The organism is Gracilimonas sp., assembly GCF_014762685.1.
Lineage (GTDB): Bacteria > Bacteroidota > Rhodothermia > Balneolales > Balneolaceae > Gracilimonas.
On the sequence record NZ_JABURM010000005.1, the window covers coordinates 1,663,894 to 1,688,925 of the forward strand.

Annotated in this window: 20 protein-coding genes; 8 read left to right on the plus strand and 12 right to left on the minus strand. The window is 40.7% G+C overall.

All coding sequences use genetic code 11. From position 1 onward, the window contains the following. Window positions 1-81 precede the first annotated feature (81 nt). Together HUJ22_RS07570 and HUJ22_RS07575 are read left to right on the plus strand one after the other, a co-directional pair. A complete protein-coding gene (locus HUJ22_RS07570; RefSeq protein ID WP_290875828.1) occupies window positions 82-540 on the plus strand; it encodes a TPM domain-containing protein in 459 nt (152 codons plus the stop codon). After that, the gene (locus tag HUJ22_RS07575; protein WP_290875830.1) at window positions 533-1,282 is read left to right on the plus strand and encodes a YgcG family protein; all 750 of its coding nucleotides are present in this window, start codon (window positions 533-535) and stop codon (window positions 1,280-1,282) included. Before HUJ22_RS07570 ends, HUJ22_RS07575 begins: the two co-directional genes overlap by 8 nt. A 67-nt stretch (window positions 1,283-1,349) precedes the next feature. On the opposite strand, the gene HUJ22_RS07580 is transcribed toward HUJ22_RS07575, so the two are convergent. From HUJ22_RS07580 to HUJ22_RS07590, 3 genes are all read right to left on the minus strand, one after another. Then, window positions 1,350-2,573 (minus strand): PLP-dependent aspartate aminotransferase family protein, encoded by a 1,224-nt coding sequence (locus tag HUJ22_RS07580; RefSeq protein WP_290875832.1) that lies wholly within the window; start codon window positions 2,571-2,573, stop codon window positions 1,350-1,352. Further along, window positions 2,563-3,042, minus strand: a complete 480-nt coding sequence (locus tag HUJ22_RS07585) for an Lrp/AsnC family transcriptional regulator (protein WP_290875834.1) — start codon at window positions 3,040-3,042, stop codon at window positions 2,563-2,565. The genes HUJ22_RS07580 and HUJ22_RS07585 overlap by 11 nt, the downstream gene beginning before the upstream one ends. Window positions 3,043-3,212: 170 nt before the next feature. Continuing rightward, window positions 3,213-4,505 carry a DUF4147 domain-containing protein gene (locus HUJ22_RS07590; protein WP_290875836.1) on the minus strand — a complete coding sequence of 431 codons (1,293 nt, stop codon included), beginning with the start codon at window positions 4,503-4,505 and terminating at the stop codon, window positions 3,213-3,215. A gap of 214 nt (window positions 4,506-4,719) precedes the next feature. Between HUJ22_RS07590 and HUJ22_RS07595 the strand changes: the two genes are divergently transcribed. Beyond that, window positions 4,720-7,182 carry an SLBB domain-containing protein gene (locus HUJ22_RS07595; RefSeq protein WP_290875839.1) on the plus strand — a complete coding sequence of 821 codons (2,463 nt, stop codon included), beginning with the start codon at window positions 4,720-4,722 and terminating at the stop codon, window positions 7,180-7,182. Between the two features lie 90 nt (window positions 7,183-7,272). Here HUJ22_RS07595 and HUJ22_RS07600 read toward each other — a convergent pair whose 3' ends face one another. The 5 genes from HUJ22_RS07600 to HUJ22_RS07620 all read right to left on the minus strand — a co-directional run bounded on the left by HUJ22_RS07600 (window position 7,273) and on the right by HUJ22_RS07620 (window position 12,388). Then, complete coding sequence (locus tag HUJ22_RS07600) at window positions 7,273-9,768, minus strand: acyl-CoA dehydrogenase (protein ID WP_290875841.1); 2,496 nt, start codon at window positions 9,766-9,768, stop codon at window positions 7,273-7,275. Between the two features lie 15 nt (window positions 9,769-9,783). Then, a complete protein-coding gene (locus tag HUJ22_RS07605) occupies window positions 9,784-10,383 on the minus strand; it encodes a TetR/AcrR family transcriptional regulator (RefSeq protein WP_290875843.1) in 600 nt (199 codons plus the stop codon). A gap of 126 nt (window positions 10,384-10,509) precedes the next feature. Beyond that, window positions 10,510-11,166: a tRNA (guanosine(46)-N7)-methyltransferase TrmB gene (trmB, locus tag HUJ22_RS07610; protein ID WP_290875845.1), complete on the minus strand. Its 657-nt coding sequence runs from the start codon at window positions 11,164-11,166 to the stop codon at window positions 10,510-10,512. Window positions 11,167-11,169: 3 nt separating this feature from the next. Then, complete coding sequence (gene pdxH / locus HUJ22_RS07615; RefSeq protein ID WP_290875848.1) at window positions 11,170-11,814, minus strand: pyridoxamine 5'-phosphate oxidase; 645 nt, start codon at window positions 11,812-11,814, stop codon at window positions 11,170-11,172. Window positions 11,815-11,818: 4 nt separating this feature from the next. Beyond that, entirely contained in the window at window positions 11,819-12,388 is a 570-nt protein-coding gene (locus tag HUJ22_RS07620) for a thioredoxin family protein (RefSeq protein WP_290875850.1), read from the minus strand. A gap of 44 nt (window positions 12,389-12,432) precedes the next feature. On the opposite strand from HUJ22_RS07620, the gene HUJ22_RS07625 reads away from it, so the two are divergent. Next, entirely contained in the window at window positions 12,433-12,837 is a 405-nt protein-coding gene (locus HUJ22_RS07625; RefSeq protein WP_290875853.1) for a hypothetical protein, read from the plus strand. Window positions 12,838-12,878: 41 nt separating this feature from the next. On the opposite strand, the gene HUJ22_RS07630 is transcribed toward HUJ22_RS07625, so the two are convergent. Genes HUJ22_RS07630 through HUJ22_RS07640 form a run of 3 tightly spaced genes read right to left on the minus strand, consistent with a single transcriptional unit; the run spans window position 12,879 to window position 18,659 of the window. After that, a complete protein-coding gene (locus HUJ22_RS07630; protein WP_290875855.1) occupies window positions 12,879-14,507 on the minus strand; it encodes a Zn-dependent hydrolase in 1,629 nt (542 codons plus the stop codon). A gap of 19 nt (window positions 14,508-14,526) precedes the next feature. Continuing rightward, window positions 14,527-15,612, minus strand: coding sequence for a mechanosensitive ion channel domain-containing protein (locus tag HUJ22_RS07635; protein WP_290875857.1), 1,086 nt, complete (start codon window positions 15,610-15,612; stop codon window positions 14,527-14,529). A 5-nt stretch (window positions 15,613-15,617) separates the two neighbouring features. Further along, a complete protein-coding gene (locus HUJ22_RS07640; protein WP_290875859.1) occupies window positions 15,618-18,659 on the minus strand; it encodes a hypothetical protein in 3,042 nt (1,013 codons plus the stop codon). 214 nt (window positions 18,660-18,873) lie between these two features. On the opposite strand from HUJ22_RS07640, the gene HUJ22_RS07645 reads away from it, so the two are divergent. The 3 genes from HUJ22_RS07645 (at window position 18,874) to HUJ22_RS07655 (ending at window position 23,442) form a co-directional block, all read left to right on the plus strand. Then, on the plus strand, window positions 18,874-20,112 hold the full coding sequence (locus tag HUJ22_RS07645; RefSeq protein WP_290875862.1) for an N-acetylmuramoyl-L-alanine amidase: 1,239 nt from the start codon (window positions 18,874-18,876) through the stop codon (window positions 20,110-20,112). Window positions 20,113-20,119: 7 nt separating this feature from the next. After that, the gene (gene udk, locus HUJ22_RS07650) at window positions 20,120-20,746 is read left to right on the plus strand and encodes a uridine kinase (protein WP_290875864.1); all 627 of its coding nucleotides are present in this window, start codon (window positions 20,120-20,122) and stop codon (window positions 20,744-20,746) included. A 122-nt stretch (window positions 20,747-20,868) separates the two neighbouring features. Further along, window positions 20,869-23,442 (plus strand): prolyl oligopeptidase family serine peptidase, encoded by a 2,574-nt coding sequence (locus HUJ22_RS07655; protein ID WP_290875866.1) that lies wholly within the window; start codon window positions 20,869-20,871, stop codon window positions 23,440-23,442. A gap of 57 nt (window positions 23,443-23,499) precedes the next feature. Here HUJ22_RS07655 and HUJ22_RS07660 read toward each other — a convergent pair whose 3' ends face one another. Further along, window positions 23,500-24,258, minus strand: a complete 759-nt coding sequence (locus HUJ22_RS07660; protein ID WP_290875868.1) for a type III pantothenate kinase — start codon at window positions 24,256-24,258, stop codon at window positions 23,500-23,502. Between the two features lie 52 nt (window positions 24,259-24,310). Between HUJ22_RS07660 and HUJ22_RS07665 the strand changes: the two genes are divergently transcribed. After that, window positions 24,311-25,030, plus strand: a complete 720-nt coding sequence (locus HUJ22_RS07665; RefSeq protein WP_290875870.1) for an SDR family oxidoreductase — start codon at window positions 24,311-24,313, stop codon at window positions 25,028-25,030. The last annotated feature ends 2 nt before the right edge of the window (window positions 25,031-25,032 follow it).

A 25,032-nucleotide genomic window follows, 5' to 3' on the forward strand; every position in this document is an offset into this window, starting at 1 on the left:
AGATAAAAGACCTAAGATTTGAGACGACGAGAATCCGGTCTCTTATCTTAAGTCTAAAATCTTACGTCGCATAAACAACCCATGGCAAAGTTTTTAACGCAAGAACAAGAAGAAGATATCGTGGACGCCATACGCCAGGCCGAACAAGCAACTTCCGGTGAAGTACGCGTTCACATCGAAAAGAAGTGCAAAGCTGATAGCCCCATCGAGCGCGCCAAAGAGGTGTTTGCAGAACTGAAGATGCATGAAACAGAACTTCGAAACGGAGTCATTGTATATGTAGCCTGGAAAGACCATAAGGTTGCCATTTGGGGGGATGAGGGAATTCACAGCAAAGTGGGACAATCATTTTGGGAAGAAGAACTGGAACTGATTCTCAAATATTTTAAAAGCGGAGATTATCAGACCGGACTTACCGAAGTAGTACTTCAGATCGGACAGAAGTTGAAAGAGAATTTCCCTTTTGAACAAAAAGGAGAAGTAAATGAGCTTTCCAATAAGATCAGTTACAACAAAGATGAGGGGAAAACGGATGCGTAAACTTCTAAGCCTGATACTTTTTGTTGGGGTCTCATTTTCAGTTACTGCTCAGGATTTCCTGCCCGAACGTCCGGTCGGGATGGTCAATGATTTTGCTAACATGCTCACTTCCTCCGAACAAGAGCAGCTTGAACAAAAATTAACCAGCTACCGTGATACCACAACCAATGTAATTGCGATTGTAACTTTAGAAAGTCTTGAAGGATATCCCGAAGAAGAAATTGCGACTACCCTCTTTAATAATTGGCGAATGTGGGAAGGAGAGCGCTACAACGGGGTTCTGATTTTAGTATCTAAACAAGACCGGCGTATGCAGATTGAAGTAGGCTATGGCCTTGAAGGAGCAATTCCTGATGCCATGGCTAACCGTGTTTATGCTGATATTTTGGTACCCAGTTTCCAGGCCGGTGATTTTTATGGCGGACTGGATCAGGCTACAAATGTTTTGATCGACCTGGCTGCCGGAGAGTTTGAAGGCTTTCCCGAGCAACAATCTTCCGGAGAGGGATTTCCTATTGATGTGCTCATCATTTTTATCATAATTATATTTATTCTGATCACTCGCGGTAAAGGAGGAAAAGGTGGAAAAAGACATTCCATCGGATCCAGCGGAATTATCTTTTACGGCGGTGGGTTTGGAGGCGGAGGCGGTTCCTTCGGTGGTGGAGGTGGCGGCTTCGGAGGTTTTTCAGGCGGAGGCGGATTTGGTTCAGGCGGAGGCGGTGCCGGCGGTGGCTGGTAAATATAATTTTAAATTATTGAATGCTAAGTGTTAAATGACTTCTAATTTAACACTTAGCATTTTCACATTAAGAATTACTCATAGCTTGCTCGAGGTCGGCAATGATATCCTCTACCCCTTCAATGCCTACGGATAGCCGTACCAAACCATCCGTAATTCCCGCTGCTTTTTTGATCTCTTCATCTACGATGGAATGTGTCATAGAGGCAGGATGCTGAATCAGGGAATCTACCGCACCGAGGCTTACAGCAAGAGAGCATAATTTCACGTTATTCATGAGTGAAATGCCAGCATCAAATCCACCTTTCAGTTCGAATGTGATCATTCCGCCAAAACCATTCTTCATAATGGAAGAAGCCAGATTATGTTGGGGATGGGATTTTAGTCCCGGATAGAATACATGATCTACTTTTGGATGAGCTTCCAGCCAGTGAGCCACTTTCATAGCATTTTTATTGTGCTGCTTCATTCGCAACGGCAGAGTTTTCAATCCGTTGGTAGTTAGCCAGGCATCCATCGGGCCGGCAATTCCACCTAAATTCTTTCGATATAAAAAAGTTTGAGCCTCTTCAAACAATTCTTGTTTGGCAACCATCACCCCTCCAATCACCGTGCCGTGACCGCCCATATATTTAGTGGATGAATGAACGGTAACATCCGCTCCCAACTCCAGAGGTTGAATGTGGTACGGAGTGGCAAAGGTATTATCAACCATTAGCAAGGCTCCATGAGATTCAGCCAGTTGCGAGATCGCTTTGATATCCGAGATCTTCAAAGTTGGATTAGCAATACTTTCCAGATAAATAAGCTTTGTCTCAGGATGTTTTTTTAACTCCATTTCTACCATAAACAAATCTGAGGTATCCACAAAAGAAACAGAAATTCCCATCCCGGGAGCTTCCTCTTTCAAAAATTGAGAGGTACACCCGTAGAGATCATTTTGAGCAATAACATGCCCGCCTTTAGCCATGCTAATAATTCCTGTTGTGATCGCTGCCATCCCACTTCCAAATGCCATCCCCTGGTAACTTTCAGGGGCTTGTAAACTGTATGTCTCCAGAGCACAAACGGCTCGTTCCAATTCCTCTACGGTGGGATTTCCCAATCGTGAATACACATGACTTGCCCCACCCTCTTCATGCCGAAATGCTTTAGCTCCGGATTCTACATCCTCAAATACATAAGTTGAAGTTTGGTAGATAGGGGTAGTATGAGCTCCATATTGGTCTTTATTACCTTTTCCGCCATGAATGGCTACTGATTCGAATGTAGGCTTGATCTTAGTCTTCATGATATACGGGGATTGGAGATTGCTCTTTAATGGTATTTAGTACAATACTTGTATGTAAGCGTTCAACATCGGGTAGTGTCGTAAGCTTATTACGCATCAGCTGTTCATAGTCTTTGGTATCTTTAGCTACCACGTGCAACAGGAAATCACCGTCACCGGTGGTATGGTAGCATGCCAATATTTCGGGAATTTCCTGAATAGCAGAAGTAAACTCCTTTAACAGATTAAGCTGATGTACTTTTAATGTTACCTTCACAAATGCTGTAAAACCACGTCCAATAGATTCCTTATTCACTTTGGCGGAATAACCTTCAATAACGCCTTCTCGCTCAAGTCGCCGCACCCTCTCAAGTGTTGGAGTAGTGGTGAGCCCAATCCGTTTGGCTAGCTCATTATTGGCTATTCTTCCTTCCTCCTGAAGTATTTGGATAATATTTTTATCAACAGAGTCGAGATTGGAAAGAGTCATGACAAAATGATTAACTGAGCTGTTAAACCATTATAATCAACTGTCCTTTAAATATCCATTTTTAAAGCTTAATTATTATGTTTAAGCATTATTAAAAGAATAATATTCTTTATTATTCTTTTAATAGGAATATTATTCTATCTCAGATGTCAGTTTTTTAAAAAACATCCTCATCCAATCAGTACAACTTGTAAATCCATTAGATTATTCCCGGTATGACCGGTTCTAAGAAGGGTATTCATTTTTTCATGGAAGTGATATGAATCGTTTTGCTGGAGATAATCTTCCGGGCTTAATTTAAGTTTTCGCGCTTTCAGTGTTGTTTCTGAATTTACAATCGCTCCCGCAGCATCAGTCGGACCATCAATACCATCCGTTGCAAAACTCAGAAGGGAAATAGCATGCTGTCCTTCTACAGAAATAGCTGCATTCAAAGCTAATTCCTGGTTTCTCCCTCCTTTTCCGTCACCGGTTACATCTACGGTGCTCTCTCCAAAATAAATCAGACCAGCCGGTGCTTTAAGACCTGATTTCTTGCTTAAAACTGAAATGGCATCACTGCATATATCTTTAGATATTTTTTTGACACTTATATTATATGCCTTGGAAGCTACCTGAGTGTTAAACCCTTTTTTCACTAAAAATTTCCCAACATTTTCAGCCAGAATATTAGCCCCTGAAATCACTTTCAAATGATGATTTTTCCATTCCTGATGGCCGGGCTTAGGATTTTCATCAACATCACCATGCATCCCTTTTGAAAGATAAATACGAATAGAATGAGGCACTTCTTCCCATAACCTATATTTCTTAAGAATCTGAAATGCCGCTTTAAATGTAGAAGAATCGGGTACTGTAGGCCCGCTCCCTATGATTTCCGGGTCGTCACCAGGCACATCAGAAAGTACAATAGAGATTAAATTATTGTCAGAAAGAAGTTGCCCTAATTTCCCACCCGAGGTTTCAGAAAGGTGTTTTCGGACCGCATTTACTTCATGAATAGAAGCACCCGAATTTAACAGGAGTTTATAGGTTTTTCTTAATTCGTCAAGCTCAATTCCGTTTGCAGGAATACAAAACAATGAAGATGCTCCTCCTGATAAGCAAAACACGACGGTATCCTCCTTTGGTATCCGTCTGGCGAGTTTCCATAATTCATAAGATGCTGAAACTGAATCTTGGTATGGATAGGGATGAGTACCGGTAAAAACCTGAATTCGGTCTAATTTATGTGTTTTGTTTGGGGATATTATAATCCCGTCTTTTATGGCTGAACCAAAATGCTCTTCAAGCTGATAGGCCATTTCTACCGAAGCTTTTCCAGCTCCTAACACCCAAATTTTTTCCGATGTTTCTAAACCGGAGAAAAAAGACGACAAATTCATTTCGAAGAAACCATTCGAAATGAATTTATCAACTACTTCTTCCAAAATTAAATGTTGCTTATGCAGCTTTTCTTTCATGAAGTGCTCTTCTTTTATCAATAATTGAAAATATCAGACTAAAATAATCGAAACGTCACTGAATAGAACTTTTCATGGCCTGGCAATAAAATTGGTTCCCAACGAGTTCATTTTAGTGCTTTAATTATTTGTTTCTTAACTTGTCTAATTCTGTATACTACTTTTGGTTAAAGTCACTTATATAACAACAAATATCATAAATCTACATTTCTGGATGCGACTCTTAAAATATACTGTTTTTGGTTTTATTTTTATGCTTTTTAGCCTTCCTCTCTTAGCTCAGGATGTTGGCATTGACTTTGAAAATATTCGGGTTGATGATTTAAGTGATAATCAGATTGTTCAGCTTTATGAGCGCATGCAAGAAAGAGGTTTGACGATTTCCGATGTGGAAACTTTGGCAATTGCACGAGGCATGGATCCTGCAGAGGTAAGCAAGCTAAGGAGAAGAATTAATGAAGTTAGAAATTCTTCCCGACAGAACGATGATCAGCAAACAGGAGATCGTCGCACAAGGACTCAACAGGGAAAAAGTGGGCAACCCACTGAATTATCATCTTACCGCTCCGTAAGAGTTGACACCCTTGGTATGCTTCTCAGTCAGGAAGAGCCGGACTCTTCTACCGTTTTTGGGTCCGATATTTTCACCAATGAATATCTCACTTTTGAGCCTTCCATGAACATCCCTACCCCGACAAATTATGTCTTGGGTCCGGGTGATGAATTAATCATAGATGTTTGGGGGGCTTCAGAAAACACCTATCAACTTAATATAAACCCGGAAGGTGCTGTTAATATCAGTAATATCGGACCGGTTTTTGTAAATGGTTTGACCATTGAAGAAGCTCGACAAAGATTAACCAATGAATTAGCTTCCATTTATTCCGGGCTGCGCGGTGAAAATAAAAACACCTATGTTCAAATTTCTTTAGGTAATGTCCGGAGTATAAAGGTGAGTATTGTAGGTGAAGTAAAAGTGCCCGGAACTTACACCTTGTCGTCATTGTCTTCTGTCTTTAATGCTTTATACGCTGCCGGCGGCCCCAGTAAAGACGGAACTTATCGTTCTATAAAAGTTCTGAGAAACGGTGATGTTTACAAGGAAGTAGACTTGTATAACTTTTTAGCATCGGGTGATTTGTCAGATAATATCAACTTACAGGATCAGGATATTATCAAAGTTGATCCCTACATAAATCGTATTTCTGTAAAAGGAGAGGCTAAAAATATTGGTCTTTTTGAAACAGTTGAAGGGGAAACGTTCAATGATCTTTTAGACTATTTCGGAGGATTTACTCAAAATGCTTATACAAAAAGAATAAAAGTAGAACGTAAAACTGATACCGAGAAAAAAATTGTAGACATTCAGTATCCGGATCAAGGTAATACGGTACTAAAATCCGGGGACGTCATTACCATTCAAAAGGTTTTAGACCGATACGAAAATAAAATTGAAATAGAAGGGGCTGTTTTCAGGCCGGGAATTTATGAACTTGAACAAAACCCTACCCTTTATACATTGATAAACAATGCAGAAGGCCTTATGGGAGATGCGTTTTTAGAGCGTGCCGTGATTTACAGAACCCGACCGGATTACACTATTGAGGCTATTCCCGTAAACCTTAATGCTTTAATGGCCGATTCTTCCTCTAATGATGTGAAGCTTGTTAAAGATGACAGAATCAGAATTTCTTCTATTTTTGATCTGCGTGAATTAAGAACGGTTACAATTAGCGGTTCTGTGTTAAGTCCTGGATCTTATCGATTTGTAGAAAACAGTTCGTTGAAGGATTTGATATTTGAAGCTGATGGTTTCAGAGACGAAGCCGCCCCTTACAATATCGAAATTGCACGCCGCATAGAAGATGACCGTTCAGGAACAATTCAAAATGAAATTGCCGAAATCATTACGGTAAGCATTGAAAACGGGTTACAATATTCTTCTGAACTTGAAGAAATTAAATTGCAGCCATTCGATCAGGTTTTTGTTCGCAAATCTCCTTCTTACGAAGTCCAACAAACTGTTCGTATAACCGGAGAGGTCATGTATCCGGGAGAGTATGCTTTAAGTACGCGAGACTTCCGACTCAGCGACCTTCTTGATAAAAGCGGGGGACTCACAAGGTTTGCTTATCCTGAAGGGGCTTCACTTACCCGTCAATTTGATACCGATATCGATAAGTTAGAGCTTAATATTGAAGACTCGGTTACCACACAACGGGTGGAATCACTTTCCCAGGTAGGCATCAAGCTCCAAGAAGTACTCAACAATCCAGATTCAGAATTTGATATGCTGCTTCAGCCGGGTGATGTCATTGAAGTTCCAAAAAGGCTTCAAACCGTCCAAATCAGGGGAGAAGTCCTATACCCCATCAATGCCCGTTTTGATGATTCACGATCATTTAGAAACTACGTCAGTGCCGCCGGTGGGTTTACAGAACAAGCGAATACCCGTCGCGCATATATCGTTTATGCAAATGGAGAAGTGGACAGAACCAAGAAGTTCCTATTTTTTAAATCTTATCCGGATGTAAAACCGGGGTCAATACTTATAATTCCTCCAAAAGAAAAACAAGCACGTTTATCACCTCAGGAGCGAATTGCTATTTTATCTACCATAGTGTCCATGGCTGCCATCGTAACGAATACCTTATTTCAGATAAGAAGAAATAACTAATTGAAAAGGAAATCACAGATTCGTGGCTTTAATACCTCAATAAATTATATCTGTGATTTCCTTTCTTCTCTAATAAATTAGTTGGTACGGTCATTTCATGTGTTCGGAAACTTCTTTGGGAGGAGCTCCATCCCCAAAAGGCTTACTCGGTGTTTCATTCATGTATTCATTCAATGTAAATTCATCTACCTGAATGGCATCATTACGGACCCTTTCGGTTTTCTTTACCAGTTCAGCCTCTTCTTTGCTGAGCACTCCTTTTTCTGTGGCAAGATCAGCAATATCCAAATAGGGTTCTTTTGGAAGCTCACCGGTTTTAATAGCTTTGTATAGCTTCTTGAATGCCGGCCATGCTTCTTCATTCAGCTGCATGGCGTACTCATATCGGCCTATAGCTGAATCTTTATCTTTTGGCATAAAAATACCTTTTGTAATATGATTCCGATCTTCGCCGCGAGTCTGCATAGCCTGGGCTACTTGATGCCCAAGTTTATCTGATGGGTAGGTTCCAATCGGATTTAGTCGTGACCAAACTCCTGCAATCCGAAATGCCCAACTCAAACCGGGTACTTTAATTTCCCGGAGAATACCTTCAAAAGCTCTCTGTATTTTCCAGAAACTGTATTCCATTGCCCATTCAAAATACGGACGATCTGCTTCTCTTCTTCCTTCAGCTTCAAAGCGTCTTAATGTGCCTGAAGCCAAATACATATAGCTGAGAATATCAGCATAGCGTCCGGCTATTTTTTCCTTCATTTTGAGCGCGCCACCATAAGACCCCAGTGCTATGTCAGAAAAGAATGCAAACGAAGCTGATGCCCAAGCCAGTTTTCTAAAATACTTGGCTGACGGCCCGTTGACAGGTGAACCTGCCAAACGCCCCCTTGTAATACTCAGCAAGAAGGATCGTACTTTATTTGTGGCCACATGTCCAATATGTTTCCAAAAATTATCATCAAAGGCCTTCACGTCTTTGTTCATCAGCGCATCAATTTCATTATATGCATACGGATGGCAGCGAATAGCGCCCTGCCCAAAAATCATTAAGGTTCGGGTAAGAATATTCGCGCCCTCTACGGTAATTGCAATAGGCATAGCGGTGTAGCTGCTTGCAAAGATATTACGAGGACCACGGGAAATCCCGGCTCCACCTACAATATCCATCGCATCATTCACGATTTCACGGCCCAGTTCTGTGAAATTATATTTGGCAATCGCTGTAACTACAGCCGGTTTTTGCCCACTGTCTAAACCTCCGGTTGTATATCTTCGGGCAGCTTCCATCAGGTACGTATAGCCACCGATGCGAGCCATTGGCTCTTCAATACCTTCAAACTTTCCTATGTTCAAACCAAATTGCTTACGGATAGCCGTATAGGCCCCAATTGCCCGCGTAGCCACCTTTGAGCCTCCCACACTTTGTGCCGGTAATGAAATCCCACGCCCTACTGCCAAAGATTCCATTAACATACGCCATCCGTTTCCGGCTCCATCTTCTCCACCGATAATGGCATCAATCGGCACTACCACATCTTTACCGTTAATCGGGCAGTTATGAAAGGGTATCCCTAACGGGTCATGACGCCGACCTAATACCACACCTTCCTGGTTTGAAGGAATAAGTGCGCAGGTAATTCCCCGATTTTCCTTTTCACTCAATAAATGATCCGGATCCTTTAAATTAAATGCCAAGCCTATTACTGTAGAAATGGAAGCAAGGGTGATATAGCGTTTCTCAAAATTCAATCTCAAATAAAGCTCTCCATCTTCTCCCTTGAAAACCACACCTTCTGATCGCATGCTCCCCGCATCAGAACCTGCATTTGGTTCTGTAAGCCCGAAACATGGCATTTCCTGACCTGTAGCAAGGCGAGGCAGGTAATGATCTTTCTGTTCGTCAGTTCCGTAGTGAAGCAGTAATTCTGCAGGCCCCAAAGAATTTGGTACCATAACCGTTGTGGCCAATGGTCCGCATCTGGAGGCTAATTTAGCGACAATAGCACTGTGTGCCGTTGCAGAAAATTCAAGCCCGCCATATTTCTTTGGAATAATTAACCCAAAGAATTTCTCCTTTCTCATAAACTCCCAAGCTTCCTCTGTAAAATCTTTACGAACCATCACATCCCAGTCCGTCACCATACTGCAAAGTTGCTCAACCGGCCCGTCCATATAAGCTTGCTCTTCATCAGTCAATTCGGGATATGGTTCATCCAAAATACGTTTCATGTTGGGCTTCCCTGAGAACAGCTCTCCTTCAACCCATACATTACCCGCCTCAATTGCAGTTTGTTCTGTTTGCGAAATTTTGGGCAGGAAATTCATTGCATCCAGTAACTTCATAAGCGGACCACTCAAAGCCACCCGGCGAATAGGCTTCACATTGAAAACCAACACCAACACTGTATAGGTTATAAAAAGCCATAGAGGGGCGTCTAAACCAACCAACCCGAAATAACCGGCAATCGCCCATAACCATAAAGGAGCTCCGGTATATCCCATTACCAGCATTAATAAAACTACCGAACCAATCGAGGCCCAAAGTGATACCTCACTAAAAAATCCTACTAAATCCATAATTGCTTCCATGATGTTATCCTTCGTTTATGATACTGTTGTCCGAACTAAGAATCCCTGAACCACAAGCTCAATAGAATCCTCAATAAATTGCTGCTGATCAATGCGACTGTCTAATCTTTTATTTAAAACAACCGATACAATCCCGTGTAATTGAGCCCAAATCGAATAAGCGGCTACTACCGGGTTTCCAACCTCCATCAGTCCTTTTGAGACACTTTCTTCTATGGTCTTGACCAAAAGCTCATAGCATCGGCGAGCTTTTCTGAACTTTTCCTTGGGATATCGGGCCATTGCATCCGGACGAACCTGATAAATGATTTCATACTTTTCCGGATGGCCTATTCCAAACTCCACATAGCTTTCTATGATTGTTTTGAACCGCTCTATGCTGTCGTCTATTAAAAGAGCTCTTGATTCTATAAATTGACTTAAATCTTCTACCGATTCCTCAATCAAAGTATGCAAGAGATGATCCTTGTTGTCAAAATACAGATAGATACTTGTAGCTGTCACATTCGCTTTTTTAGCAATCTTTCGCATAGATAAAGATCTATACCCATCCTCAAACAGCATGTGCCGGCTGATATCTAAAATCTGATCTCTTAATGGGGTTTCTTCGTTCATTTCCTGATTTTGGTTAACGGTGTTAACTACTCAAGTTAATCATTCCAAGATGAAAATCAAGTTGGGGGCTTTTGAAAATAAAAATTTGGAAGTTTCTAATCTCAGAACGGAATTAAAAGCAGACTATTACCCTAATCGAAAGGACAAATACTTAATCGTTTTTCCTTTTTCCAAGTGCATTTCTTCGTAATACGTAATAATTGAGAGTTTTGGGTGAACCGGTCGATTTTTATGTACATTCGGCTCATCTTCCAACAGTTCCATACCCTCTTGATCTATAATTTCCTTGGTGTATTCATATAAAACATCACTATCGGTTTTCAGATGAATAACGGCCCCGGGCTTCATCACTTTCCGATAGGTTGTCAGGAATTTAGGGGCAGTAAGGCGTTTCCTCTCTTTTTTTATATAGGGATCTGAAAATACAATCCAGGCTTCATCCACTTCATCTTTGCCAAAAAACTGATCCAGATGATCAATGAAACCTCTTAAATATCGAACATTATCCAGATTTCTATTCAGTGCTTCGGTCGCCCCTACCCACATCCGGTTTCCCTTGATATCAATCCCGACATAATTTTTTTGAGGTTCTATCTCGGCCAATCCAATTGAATACTCTCCTTTTCCACAGGCCAGTTCTAAAACTATGGGCTGAGCTTTCGTGAAAACCTCTGAATTCCACTTCCCTTTTGGAGCAGGATGATCTTTATCAAATTCTGTATAAACCAGCGTATTTTTGAGCTTGGGCAGCTCTTCCATTCGCTTCTCTTTTATTTTGGGCATTCCTTATGGCGAGAGTCTTTTTATAGTCCAGTTTCCATTTTGCAATTCATATTTCACCCGATCATGCAACCGGCTTCTCCGTCCCTGCCAAAACTCAATTGCCTCGGGTATTAGGCGGTAGCCACCCCAGGTATCCGGCATCGGGACTTCTCCTTCATTATATTTTTTTTCTAACTCATCAAAACGATCCTCCAGCACTTCCCGGCCTTCTACTACTTCACTTTGATTGGAAGCCAAAGCTCCCAACTGACTTTGATAAGGCCGTTGTTTGAAATACTCTTCACTTACCGATTTTGGGATTTTTTCAGTCACTCCTTCAATTCGAACCTGCCGTTCTAATTCCAGCCACATAAAGCAAAGTGAGGCATTGGGATTTTGCTGCAATTCCTTCCCTTTATCACTCGAGTAATTGGTATAAAAGATGAAGCTCCCATCATCCACTTCCTTTAACAGAACGACCCTGGCTTTTGGTTTATGATTTGCATCAACAGTTGCCAGGATCATGGCATTTGGCTCCGGAACCCCGGATTCCAATGCTTCAAACATCCATTTCTCGAACTGTTTGATCGGATTTCGATCTACTCTTGATTCATCAAGAGAATTTTTGGAGTATTCTCCGCGGAGTTTTTGCAGTTGTTGTTTGTTCATTTATTTACCCAAAATAATCCGGTTCATTGCCGGGTTTCCATTTAATATTACAACCTACACTGGGAATCTGCTGCTGTTCAGGAATTGTTTTCCCAGCAAGAACAGCATCCAATGCTTTTCTCAAATCTTTACCTGTGACCGACTTTCCGTTTTTAGGACGGCTGTCATCAAATTGCCCTCTGTAAACGAGTTTCCGATTCTCGTTAAATACAAAAATATCCGGAGTACAAGCGGCTTTATATGCTTTAGCCACCTCCTGTGTTTCATCATACAAATAAGGAAATGGATAATTTTTTTCAGCCATTTTCTCGGGACGATCTTCCGGGTATTTCTCAATATCATTAGAACTGATAGCAATGAACCCAATTCCTTTCGCAATATATTCTTTTGCAACTTTGACTAGTTCATCTTCAATATGCAGCACATATGGACAGTGATTACAAATAAACATCACTACAAATCCTTTGCTTTGGTCGGCATAACTAAGTGAAAGATTCCCACCGTTCACGCTCTGCAGATTAAAATCCGGCGCTCTGGTTCCTAATTCCAGCATGGTTGATGGTGTAGCTGACATAAATGCTCCTGACTTTTTTCGATTATTGGTTTTAACTTCAGTACATGGATACTATTACAAAGATATTGAATGATCGAGACAAAATTTTGTTCGAAAAAGCATTAAAGTTTTACTTTTATTCCCGACAACAAGATGTCCGTAAGCTTAATTCACAACTGCAAGAGCGCTTTTCTTATGCAGGTCAGGTGGCTTATTCACTCATTATAACCTTTATTCGTGAAGGAAATTTGAAGCTGGAATACATGGACTTCCTGAATGAAGAACTCAAAACTATGCGTGGGTTGGATACCGAATACGTGGAACCGCTAATGATTAAACCTCACGAGATTGACGAAATTAAATTCAATCAGGAAATTTCCATTAAGGTTTATGATGAAGACAGCGAGTCATATCTAAAAATTACTTACGATGCGAAAAACGGGTTGGCCAAATTAATTCCTGTATCATAGGGGCTATTTATATTTTAGCCCCAATGATATTTTAATTATAGCTACAGCCCCAATACATCCACACCTTGCTCAAAAGTTATGTCTACCGGAATATTTTGCTCAGATAGTTTATCCAAAGAAGCTTTTAGCTGGTCTGTTTGCACAGCATATTTTTTCACAAAGGCATCTACTGCTTCATAATCTCCGTTACCCTGGAGAGTCAGGATCTCTTCAGATAGAGCATCTACTGCTTCCCCTACCTTATCAAAATTGATACGGTAAGTTTCAGTCGCCGGGTCATAACTAAACGCCCCCAATTCCCGGAAATAATTGAACCGAATCAAATTGGCGCGTCCGTGGGCACTGGAAGAACCAAAACGAATAGAACGGAAAATACTGGCCAGGAAAGTCACGTAATCTTCTTGTTGACTCCCGTCTTCGATCATGTCTTTTTCACGCAGGGAATTCACCATATATAACCCGAGTACATCTGCCTTGCCTTCTTCGAGGGCTGATGCATGGTTTTGCAATGCTTCACGAACAGTTCCCTTGCCGGTAATTGTGTTTTTAACTCCCAAACCGTGAGCCACCTCATGGAACATCGTATTTCCAAAAAATGCGTCAAAACTAATGTATTGCTGTTGGTCTTCTGCAATCAAGACTTCGGAGATTGGAACCAGGATTTTATCGTATTTGGCTCGCATTGAATTTTTCAGCTGTAACCGGCGGGTTCCTTTTTCCAACTGTACCTGCTCATCATTTGGTAAATTGATTGCAATCGTTTTGGAGCCAGCATTGGCATCTCCGGCATAATAAACGGCATCATAAGCATTCAAATCTGAATCTGTACCGGGTGTTTCTGATTTGTATTCTTCCGGAACAGGAAGCCCGCGTTGTAATTCCGGTAACACCTCCGCATATTTCGAAAGGCGGTCGCTCCACTCCTTGTCTTTAATCAACACGAAAGCCTCGTGAGCGGCTTTATATCCAAAGAGCTGATCTTCATATGTTTCGATTGGGCCTATGACCAATTCTATGGAATTATTCTTCATATCCATCCATGCTAAATCACTTTCCTGATACTCATCATTCAGTAAAGCTGCAGCCCGTAATTCCAGATATTTCTTAAAACCGGGATCTTCAGCCAATTCAGCCGCTTCATTCAATTTAGCAGCTGCATTTTGGTGCTCTTCGGCAAATGCAGTACTGTACGGTATGGTAAGCAACGAACCATCTTCCGCCCGGCGTACTAAGGTATATAAACTATTTTTATCCTCTGAATCCCATGCTTCAAATTCCTCTTTAGTTATGTCAGCAGGATAAAAATTAGCTCCGGCCGGCTTCTCACCGACCCCTTGAATAAATGGCTCGTTACCGTTCAGACGGTCCCAGGGCCCATAATTAATTTCAGCAAATCGTTGCTGTTTCAAACTCAATTGAGTAAGCAGTTCAGCTTTATTCCCATAAGCCTGAAGCCAAAACACTTTTTCCATTTCCTTAGCGGCATCAATTAAAAGCGGAATCATTTTTTTCTGATTTTCCGACAAATCAGACAGATCTGCTTTTAACGTAAAGGAGGTATATTGGCTTAGACGGTCATCAATAGACATGGAAGTTTCATTTTCACTCGTACATGCATAAAGCAATACGATCATCAAAAAGACGGATAGTAAGGGTTTGATTCTTTTCATGTTAAAATTGGAGATTATTTTAATGGTTATGAATTTTTTCAACTATTTCTTCATTTGTGATAATTCCTTTCCTATTCAATTCTGCAAGTATCAGTTCCGTGACATCACTTTGAAAAGGAAATTCATAGCGAATATCCAGTACGTAAGCCTTAACCTTCAGCTTTAAAATAAATCGGCGTTGGTGCATCTCATTCTCAATCAAAATACTAATAGGTTTTTGTAAGTATACAAATCGAGATGAAATAACTGCTTTATAAGCAATTTCTTTAACCTCTTCTACAGGACACTCCGCCGGTAGAAATATTTCAGTAATAACCATGCAGTCTAATGCTCCGGTGTTGGCATTTGCTACCGCTGTTTTAATTAATTCTCCGTTTGGAATAGTAACAATTGAATCCCCGGGAGTAACAATTCGGCTTGAACGCAAACCGATTTGCTGTACCTCTCCATAATGATCATTAAATTGTATTTTATCACCTACCTGGAATGGACGATCCAAAATCAGCATCACCCCTCCAAAAAGATTTTTAAGAACATCTTGTGAAGCCAATCCTACTGCAATTCCCACTGAAGCCATTACGGTTATCACCGTTGCATACGGTGGTTGAATTATTCCGGCAATAGCTACATAAATGGCAAAAGTCCATAAAACTACCCTGAATATGGGGATCATTCTTTTAATGCGGAGGCGATACTTTGAAACCCTCTCAGAAAAGTTATCCAAAACCCTACTTATAAAAGCCGTCACATAGTAAATGGCCATAAAAAAGAGAATAACAAAAATTACTTTCTTCCATGAGATTACCTGCTCTAACCGGGCAAGTGCCTGTTGGGCTTCTCCCTCAAACTCTGATGCGGCAGAATCTATCGCTGTTCGTGAGCTTCCCTGTATGTTTTGAGCCACGGAATCCAAACGTGCTAATCTTTGATTAAGCAGAGAATCTATTTTCTGCATAAAGATAGAATCGGCGGCTAAGTCCTTTATTTGTGATGTATCAGCCGGTGATCCTGATGGTGGACCGGTTTGAGCCGATATTGAAAAAGGGACGCTAATTCCCGCCATCAAAACAGCAATAAAAACAGATATTTTATTTAATAAATGCATGACTTTTAATGTATAAAATTTGCTTCTTTTAAAACCCGAACTACCTGCCGGTAAATAAGATGATTGAGCACAAAACCATGCTCAGTTTTATAAATAATATTACTTGAGGTAAGTCTCGAAACCATCACTTTACTGTCTCTTAAAGGCTGATGAAGAATCTCAGACAATTCATTGGGCATCAGCGAATCGTGTAATACAAATGCGGCTAAGGCAAAAAGTTCGGGGCTTTCCAGTTCATCAATTCTGTTTATGGCTCCGAACTCAAAAGGAGCTATGTAAAAGTGAGAATCATCATGCTCTTTGATGGAGCGAATCCAAAATATCATGGCTATGGATGGGTTTCCTTCAGCCAGCTTAGACAATCGCTCAAAATATTTTTTTTGAAGAAATTCTTGCGTCTTTTCTTCATCATCCATCAGCTTACGGTAACTTCTTGCTTTTTTTGTGGTCTCATCAGGTAGAAATTTAAGCTGATAACCGCTTGCCCTGTGACGTTTTAAAATCAGATCTTCAATTTGATCTGAATTTAAATTATCCGTTTGTACCATATGGGTAAAATAATCAGCCACGTTTAATACTTTATCCAAAAACAACCATCCGTAGCGGGTACTGCTCGTTATCCATAAAATATTTTTATTCGTTTCTGAAATCAGAAACATTAAATGTTCTATAGCTTCGTAGCCTGAAATATTTCGGATATAACAATTCTGTACATTTTCCAGTATTACAACTATACGTTTCTTCTTTCGGCCAATCGCATCAATGAGTTCATCTATTGTTGAAATATCATCCAGTTTTAAGCCATTGCTCACTTTTTCTATAACATGTTCAGGCTTCCAGATAGTATCCTCAAAATTAATCTCGATTACTTCGCTTTTGGTCAATACCTCACCCATCAGAAGGCGAATAAATAAACTCTTCCCGCTCCCTTTTTCTCCAACAATAGCAAAAGTGGAAGGAAAGTTATTTTGCCATAATTCATAACCTTTTTTAAGACGATTGAACTGTTCAGACCGGCGAATGTAAAATCGTTCATCTACCTCTTTATGAAAATCAAATAGTCGTCTGTAAATAAATGGAAGCTGTTCAATTTGCTCATCTGTCTCAGACAGAAAAGTAGCTAAATCTGTTTTATCCCCTTCCATCTTCTCTTTTTCAGCAAATCCCAATAATCTTCTTGCTAAACTGAAATATTGCTTAATCTTTTTCCAGATAAAACGCGCAAAAAGTTCTGTCTTTTCTTCTGTGTTCGCCCATTGAACCTGCAGTTTCGTTTTCCAGTCAACAGCAGTTTCTTTGGCCTTATATTCCGCCCCGGCCAATCGAACTTCCGTTACATCCTGTTTTTCCAGAAGCATGGCCAATTTTAAAAATGCCGATTCGGTTTTTTCTGTCAGTTTTAAAGTCAGCCCATCTCTTCGTTCATCAATCCTCTCGGAAATCTCCTGAAGCTTGGTCTTGGCTCGGCTCAAACCTTCACGAACCACATATCCAGGATCTTCCCCATCCGATTTCTCAACCTCGTCCACAATTTCAAGATTGGTGTAAATGATTTGGGAGATTTCCTTCAGCCCTTGTCTTATTTCTTCCAAAAACTGTTCCAGCTTCACTTCTTTCGGCATAAATTCTTTGGCCAGATGATTACTAATCACCCGTTGCACCAGCGCCCGCCATTCAACCTCTTCAAATTCATATATGGGAGGATCCGCCTCCAAGTCTAATTCTTCTATTAAAACGGCTTTTTCGGGCAATTCTTTAGTCCATTCCGGAATTGCAGATGTAAACCTTTCAAGTTTTCTGCTGAGCGTTGCATTTTCAGTATATTCATCAAGCAGTGAGAGTAGGTTCTGCTCAATAAATTCATTCATTTTTTCACGATGCTCTGTACTCAGTACCTGTACTTCCTTTAAAGAATGCTCTTCCGCTTTATCAAAAATACCAATGGCTTCCTCAAGCATCTCCATTAATTTATTGTTATGAACTGCCAGATTAGCACCAAAAAATTCTTCTAACGACTGCCTAAATCCCTCAACCCGTTCCTGAGCCTGACTATGTAACCGAATAAAATCCAAAGAAAGCGTCACGCGGTTTGCCAAAACAATCTTTAACTTATTCCATATAGATTTTACCTCTCGTGTTTCAAGCGATACCTGCCACTCCTTTTGAACAACTTTGTCCTCAGAATATTCATCTGCATCACGCTCAATTGTATCTGTAACTGAAATTGCTTCAACTACGCTGTAGATAATTTTTCCGGTTAATTCTTCCAGCGAATTAAGCTGACTTTTCCGGACCTCATCAATTTTCTCTATGGTTTTTTGAAAGAATACTTCAGTGTCTTCTTCATAGGATTTATGTTCTGATTCTTCACTTGCCTTTTTGGTTGACACTTCTTCACCAGAACTTCCATCATTTTTCTCTCTAAGATGTCTAAGTCCGCCGGAATATAAATTTCGCATTTCAAACTCAAGCAACAGCTCGGCTTCTAATTTTCTAAACTGATGATTCCAATCTCGCATCCATCTGTTAAAATCCAAAAGATTAACTGCTATAATCCCCTGAAGAGGAATAGTTTGAGTCCATACCGGAACAGTCTTGGAATCAGGTTCAGAAATATTTCCGAATCTATTTCTAATATTATAAAGCCCATTCTGATATCCTCTGGCAGCGCGCTTTATAAATTTTCCGCTTTTAATAAATACCGAATTTGATGAATCTCCCTTAAAACGCTGCTCCTCTTGTTCCAAAATTACTTGTTTAGGAATCTCCTTTATGATTGGCTGAATCTGTTGTACCCATTGTAAAGGAGTTTCATGATCTTGTGTATCTCCCTCTTTATCCGGTTCATTAGGTTTAAGCTGATCAATTAATGCCTGAAATCCCTTATCCCTTTCTCCACTTTTTACATGTTTCAGGGTATTTTCCAGCAAAACCTTCAATTTCTGAGCATCAGCTTCTAATAAGGTTAACAGCTTCTTCCTGGTTTCAGCAAGCCATTTAGTTTGAAATGCTTCAACTATTTTTTTCCTGGAATACTCAGAGCCCATCTATTTATTGGTCGATTTCAAATTTAAATACTGAAGTGTATAACGCACTAGAGCATAGCTAATATTTAATCTAATAGTATGAAATCATTCATAGCAATCAGTGGCATACTTTATCCTTTTTTCGGAACTCTTTCAATGATTTGAAGAATATCTTACATTAACATTATCATCTATTAGGTAAATAATTTTCCGAATCTAAAATCCCGGCACAAAAATGCGCAATACCTTCCTTTTAAAAGCGCTTCCTTTGTTGTTTATTTCTCTGTTTATTTTTGCAGACAGTTTGGCTCAAACCCATCTTCAAAGAGTTTCTAATACAGCACGCAGTGATGGCATGGGGTATGTGATACGTTATCACCTAACCGCACCGGTCGATTCTTTCCAAATCATTCAGCCTGCACAAGACCTGATTCAAATGGTCTTATATGATGAGGATATTGATACTACAGGTATTATGCTTCCTGAACAAAGTGAAAAGCTTAAGGAAGTGCGATTATATAAATTAGAGTATGGCTATGGCGTTGACATTTACCTCACCAATGACGCTTACTACAAGTCAAACGCTTATATTGATAAAAATGGTGCAGACGTTTTAGTTGGCCTTACTGAATCAAACCAGGAAGAACTGGAACGCTATACCCAGCAATTTTTAGCCAGAAACTGGTATGAGGAGATTGTTTCTGAAGATGCACTGGATGTTTCCCCTCCTGATTCATATAACGGCTTATACAACACCGTAAAAAATAAGCTTCGATTTGATAAAATTGTTATTGATCCGGGACACGGTGGCTGGGATCCCGGCTCCATTGGATACAAAGGAGTAAAAGAAAAAGAAATTACATTAGACGTTGCAAAAAAATTAGGGGCGTATATTGAAGAACACCTCCCTGATGTAGAGGTCGTTTATACCCGTACCGATGATTCATACCTTGGTTTAGCTGAATTAGGGCATTTTGCAAATCTCGCTGAAGCTGATCTATATGTCTCCATTCATTGCAACTCATTTCATAATCAATATGTAAGTGGGGCCGAGGTTTACTTTTTAGGGCTTTCAAAAAGCAAGGCTTCTCTTGAAGTTATGAAAAGGGAAAACAGTGTTTTCAAAGAAGAAATTGACCAAGAATTAACCGAAGATGATCTTTTAATTTATGAACTTGCACACAGCGGTTATATTTCTACAAGCGAAAAAATAGCCTATATGATTGAAGACCAATTTAGATCCCGGGCACAGCGAAAATCCAGAGGCGTAAAGCAAGCTCCCTTCCAGGTTCTTTTCGAAGCTTCAATGCCTGCCGTTTTGGTAGAATTAGGGTTTATAACCAATCCCGCTGAACAACGATTCTTAACCAGTGATTATGGGCAAAATATTATGGCTTCTGCTCTTTTCCGGGCCATTCGCGATTACAAAGTTGAATACGAGAAGAAACAAGCGTATAACGTCTCTTCAAATTAAAAAATGAATGTCTAAACCTTTAGTTATAGGGGTCGCGGGAGGAAGCGGCTCCGGAAAAACCACCGTGGTAAATTACATCTGTGAGGAATTTGCCCAAGATAACATCCTCAGGCTCGAACATGACTCTTATTATCGCGAGCTTAAACACCTCCCCTTCGAAGAACGTGTAAAACAAAACTTTGATCATCCCGCTTCACTCGAAACCGAACTCATGATTCGCCATATTCAGGCGTTGATGGAAGGTTACCCCATAGAAGTTCCGGTATATGATTTTGAAGCTCATACCCGCAAAGAAGAAACAATCACGGCTACTCCTTCCGATGTTATACTGATTGACGGCATCCTTATTTTTTCGGAGCCTGAATTATTAAAGCTCATGGATGTTAAAATTTTTGTGGATACCGACGATGATGTTCGTCTTCTCCGCCGTTTGCAGCGCGATATTCAAGAAAGGGGCCGTTCGGTGGATGGTGTACTTGCTCAGTACGAAAAATTCGTGCGTCCCATGCATCTTGAATTTGTAGAACCCAGCAAGCGCTATGCAGACATCATTATTCCCCGCGGCGGTAAAAATAAAGTAGCTTTGGATATGGTTTCAGCACTTATCCGCGGAAAAATGAATGAGTTTTCATAAAACTTATCTTTTTTAACCACATTATAAGAACTGTAAAAGTCTAAGCTTTTTAATTTTTTATTTTCTTTTTTGTGACAAAGCCTGCTCTAGCCAAAACTATAACATATCTTAAAGCACAAAAGATGAAAAAAATAACCGCTGCTACTCTCCCTACAGTCTTACTTCTGATATTGTTTGTAAATACCCAAGATACAGCATTTGCTCAAAGTCCACCTGATTTAAGAGAGCAATACCTGACACCTCCCGATGAAATTGCTGAAGAAGTATTAGCTCCCCGGCATCAAAATGTCACATTATATGATCTTGCTCCTTCTCAAGAATATTTTTTAAATACCACACAGAACCGCACCCTGTCACCTCTTTCCGCTTTTGCAAAACCATATTATAATCTTGGCGGATTGCAGTTTAATCCTGATGCAAACAGAAGTCGGCATTTTACAACAAATACTACCAGCGGTTTACAATTAATTGGTGCCCGGGATGGAGAAATCTCAAGTATCCAAACACCGGATAATGCTCAGATTAGCAGTGCTTCGTGGTCACCGGACGGATCAAAAGTAGCGTATTTTGCTCATTTTGGTAATGAAACACACATATATGTTGCAAATCCTGAAAACGGCCGATCCAGGCAAGTGACACGTCGTCCTGTTTTAGCTACTCTTAATACCTCCTTTGAATGGTCGGCTGACGGCCAGTATATTTTCACAGTACTTGTTCCCGATGACCGTGGAAACGAGCCTCAAGAATCTGAAACACCGACTACACTTCAGGTTAAAATGACCACGGGTAAGGAAAACCGATTGCGCACTTATCCTGACCTTTTAGGCGGAAAGTTCGAAGCTGAGCTTCTGAAGTATCACACCACCGGACAATTGACTCGTATTAATGTAGACAATCGCCGCACCCTTGAGATAGGTGAACCGGCTATGATCCGTAATATTGATCCCGATCCTTCCGGAGAATATATCATTCTTCAAGAAATGACCGAACCCTTCTCATACATCGTCCCCGTTTACAGCTTTGGCTGGGTTGAGGAGATCTGGGATCTTGACGGAAATAAGATGGTCGAACTTCGAAATAGTGAGATCCGTAAAGGTATACAAGACTACGATGAAGTTGAAAATTATGGACGCCGGGATATTAAATGGCGACCTGACGGTGAGGGTTTAAGTCTTCTTGCAAAAGCCGGTGAAGGTATGAGCCCGACAAGAGATGCCGATAATGACAACCGGGATCCTGATGATGCAGACGATTCCGATTCTAAAGAAGACGATGAAGAAACGGAAGAGGACAAGAAAATGGATCGGGTGATCCAATGGATGCCTCCTTTCGGTGAAGAGGATATGAACACGATTTATGAAACTGAAAAAGAAATGGAGTCAGTAGCCTATTCTCCAGATACTCAAATTTTATTTATTGAAGAATCTTCGAGAAACAAAGAGTTGATTTACGCTGTTTTCCTTACTGATACTGCAGAGACCTATACCATCATAGATCATAAAGATGATGATTTCTATGAAGATCCCGGAAACCTTATGGATTTTACTGGAGATATGGGTGTTTCTGTAGTCAGGGTTTCACCGGATCAGAATAGCGTATTCTTATCAGGCACTCAGTATTATGAAGACTATGAGGAAAATGCGCCTCGTCCATTTATCGACAGAGTTGATATTCGCTCCGCAGAAAAGGAGCGTATTTTCCAAAGTGCTGAAGATATCTATGAAAATGTAACAGCCGTTTTGGATAATGAGATCACGGAAATAGTCGTTTCCCGGGAATCTCCACAGATGCAGCCCGATTCATGGCTAATTAACCTGGAAAATGGCAATGAATCTAAGCTAACCTCAAATGTAGATTATAATTCAGCCGTCACTCAGGCTCAGCGAGAACGCTTTAAGGTTAAACGTGCTGATGGTTTTGAATTTTGGGTAGAAGTTACCCTTCCCGCAAATTGGGATGGCACACCACTGCCCGGTATTATCTGGCATTACCCATCAGAGTTTGATGATCAGGAAGATTACGATGAACGTCAACGCAGACATAACAAAAATGACTTTCCCAGAGTCTATCACCGGTCTATAGATATATTGGTTAAAAGAGGATATGCAGTAATTAATTCTGACTGGCCAATTTCAGCAGAAATGGGTGACCCAAATGACGGATTCGTTTGGAGCATCGTTCAGAACAGTACCGTTGTTATTGACAGCACCGCAAAACGCGGATACATTGATCGTGACCGAATGGCCATTGGCGGACATAGTTATGGTGCCTTCGGAACAGCAAACGCCATGATTCATACTTCATTCTTCAAAGCCGGCATTGCCGGAGACGGGAACTACAACCGAACACTCACCCCCCTTGGGTTTCAGCGTGAACCGAGAGATCTTTGGAGAGGTTTTGACCGTTATGTACAAATGACCCCTATCTTTTGGGCCGACCGAATGGACGGAGCCTTATTAATGTATCACGGCGCAGCAGATCAGAATGTAGGCACCTGGCCAATCCACTCCCACCGCATGTTTCATGCCCTGAATGGAATTGGCAAAACAGCTGCTATGTATATGTATCCACATGAAGCGCACGGACCTGCAGCAGAAGAAACATTACTAGACCTTTGGACCCGTTGGGTTCAATGGATGGACCACTACGTTAAAGATAAAGGAGAGCGCGTTTCAGAAGCTGATCTTGGCAACTAGCATTCCATCCGGTCAACATATTTCACAAAAGGGAATGATTTCCGATCATTCCCTTTTTTATGTATTGGAAATTTTTTCTTTCAAGCGTTTCATTCCATCAAAAACTAAAAAAGGACGCAATTTACTATCGCGTTCAATCATAGCTTCGATCAACGCTCCGTCGCCACCGGTTATAAAAAGATCAAAGGAACCAAATTCATCTTCATATTTTTTGAGTATTCCTTCGATCGCCATTTTATAGAATCCTGCTTGTCCCCATTTAAGAGAATCAACGGTACTTTTTCCAGGCCAGGTATGTGGAATTTCCATCTCTACATTGGGCAGCGCCGGAGCTTTCTGCGACAGTATCTCTCCAAAACCGGATAGCCCCGGGGCAATCACTCCGCCGTGATATACATCATCCTGATCCATGAAATCTATGGTAATAGCCGTACCGGCATCAATAACTACCACTGACTCGGTAGTTTGATTAGTGGCTCCATAACAAGCTAAAAACCTATCGATACCCAAAGTTTCAGGAGTTTCATAATCAAATAATTCACGCGGTATATCACCGACTGTTAACTCTCGAACCATAACCTTATTCAGATGCTGGCGAATGGCCTCCTGCACATCCTTACGAACACTTGAGATCACAACCTCAGTAAATGATTCAGGATGAGTATTTACCCAATTTATAAGCTCCAGTGCTGAAATGTGCTTTTCAGTATGCAAGGCTTCCCATTTAACACCTTTTTTATATGCACCTTTTATGGAAGAATTCCCAACATCCAGATACAGGATATTATTTGAAGTTTTGGAATCGATTTTACTCATCTTTTTGTAGTACTTTTACACCAGAAATTTAAAACAAAATACAGCTTTTATAATGAATCTTGATTCAAAAATTGCCATCGTAACCGGAGCCAGCAGTGGAATAGGTGCTGAATTTAGCAAAATGCTCGTTGAAAATGGTACCGAAGTGTATGGGCTTGCGCGCAGTGAAAACAAACTCAAAGACCTTCAAAAATCATTGGGGGATAAATTTCACCCTGTAAAAATGGATATCTCCAAAGCAGATGATTTAGAAAAATGGGCAGATAGTACGTTTAGCAGAAACCATAGGCCGGACATCCTTATCAACAATGCCGGAGTAATGTATTCGGCTAATGTGGATGAACTTACTATGGATGAATGGCATTCGATGATTAATGTAAACCTGAACGGAATTTTTTACCTCACCCGGCTTATCGTCCCGCTGATGAAAGAAAGCGAACAAACATGCCACATCATCAATATAGCATCTATTGCCGGTTTACTGGGCAATCCTACCATTTCCGGGTATAATGCCAGCAAATTTGGCGTTCGAGGTTTCAGCGAGGCACTGTTTAAAGAACTGCGGTATGATGGCATCAAAGTCACCTGCGTATTTCCGGGCTCTATTGACACTAACTTGTTTCAGAAAATTGACGGCATGGAAAATCATCCGAATATGATGAAAACAACCGATATCTCGAGCACGGTAAAGTTCCTCCTTGAGACCGATGATAATTTCCTAATCAATGAGATCACTATGCGGCCGCTTAATCCTAAAGACCCAACTTCCTGATT

What these genes read in the sequence shown, in the direction of transcription:
- HUJ22_RS07570 (WP_290875828.1), top strand. Translation starts at nt 82, where the DNA reads ATGGCAAAGTTTTTAACGCAAGAACAAGAAGAAGATATCGTGGACGCC.
- HUJ22_RS07575 (WP_290875830.1), top strand. Translation starts at nt 533, where the DNA reads ATGCGTAAACTTCTAAGCCTGATACTTTTTGTTGGGGTCTCATTTTCA.
- HUJ22_RS07580 (WP_290875832.1), bottom strand. Translation starts at nt 2,573, where the DNA reads ATGAAGACTAAGATCAAGCCTACATTCGAATCAGTAGCCATTCATGGC.
- HUJ22_RS07585 (WP_290875834.1), bottom strand. Translation starts at nt 3,042, where the DNA reads ATGACTCTTTCCAATCTCGACTCTGTTGATAAAAATATTATCCAAATA.
- HUJ22_RS07590 (WP_290875836.1), bottom strand. Translation starts at nt 4,505, where the DNA reads ATGAAAGAAAAGCTGCATAAGCAACATTTAATTTTGGAAGAAGTAGTT.
- HUJ22_RS07595 (WP_290875839.1), top strand. Translation starts at nt 4,720, where the DNA reads ATGCGACTCTTAAAATATACTGTTTTTGGTTTTATTTTTATGCTTTTT.
- HUJ22_RS07600 (WP_290875841.1), bottom strand. Translation starts at nt 9,768, where the DNA reads ATGGAAGCAATTATGGATTTAGTAGGATTTTTTAGTGAGGTATCACTT.
- HUJ22_RS07605 (WP_290875843.1), bottom strand. Translation starts at nt 10,383, where the DNA reads ATGAACGAAGAAACCCCATTAAGAGATCAGATTTTAGATATCAGCCGG.
- trmB (WP_290875845.1), bottom strand. Translation starts at nt 11,166, where the DNA reads ATGCCCAAAATAAAAGAGAAGCGAATGGAAGAGCTGCCCAAGCTCAAA.
- pdxH (WP_290875848.1), bottom strand. Translation starts at nt 11,814, where the DNA reads ATGAACAAACAACAACTGCAAAAACTCCGCGGAGAATACTCCAAAAAT.
- HUJ22_RS07620 (WP_290875850.1), bottom strand. Translation starts at nt 12,388, where the DNA reads ATGTCAGCTACACCATCAACCATGCTGGAATTAGGAACCAGAGCGCCG.
- HUJ22_RS07625 (WP_290875853.1), top strand. Translation starts at nt 12,433, where the DNA reads ATGGATACTATTACAAAGATATTGAATGATCGAGACAAAATTTTGTTC.
- HUJ22_RS07630 (WP_290875855.1), bottom strand. Translation starts at nt 14,507, where the DNA reads ATGAAAAGAATCAAACCCTTACTATCCGTCTTTTTGATGATCGTATTG.
- HUJ22_RS07635 (WP_290875857.1), bottom strand. Translation starts at nt 15,612, where the DNA reads ATGCATTTATTAAATAAAATATCTGTTTTTATTGCTGTTTTGATGGCG.
- HUJ22_RS07640 (WP_290875859.1), bottom strand. Translation starts at nt 18,659, where the DNA reads ATGGGCTCTGAGTATTCCAGGAAAAAAATAGTTGAAGCATTTCAAACT.
- HUJ22_RS07645 (WP_290875862.1), top strand. Translation starts at nt 18,874, where the DNA reads ATGCGCAATACCTTCCTTTTAAAAGCGCTTCCTTTGTTGTTTATTTCT.
- udk (WP_290875864.1), top strand. Translation starts at nt 20,120, where the DNA reads ATGTCTAAACCTTTAGTTATAGGGGTCGCGGGAGGAAGCGGCTCCGGA.
- HUJ22_RS07655 (WP_290875866.1), top strand. Translation starts at nt 20,869, where the DNA reads ATGAAAAAAATAACCGCTGCTACTCTCCCTACAGTCTTACTTCTGATA.
- HUJ22_RS07660 (WP_290875868.1), bottom strand. Translation starts at nt 24,258, where the DNA reads ATGAGTAAAATCGATTCCAAAACTTCAAATAATATCCTGTATCTGGAT.
- HUJ22_RS07665 (WP_290875870.1), top strand. Translation starts at nt 24,311, where the DNA reads ATGAATCTTGATTCAAAAATTGCCATCGTAACCGGAGCCAGCAGTGGA.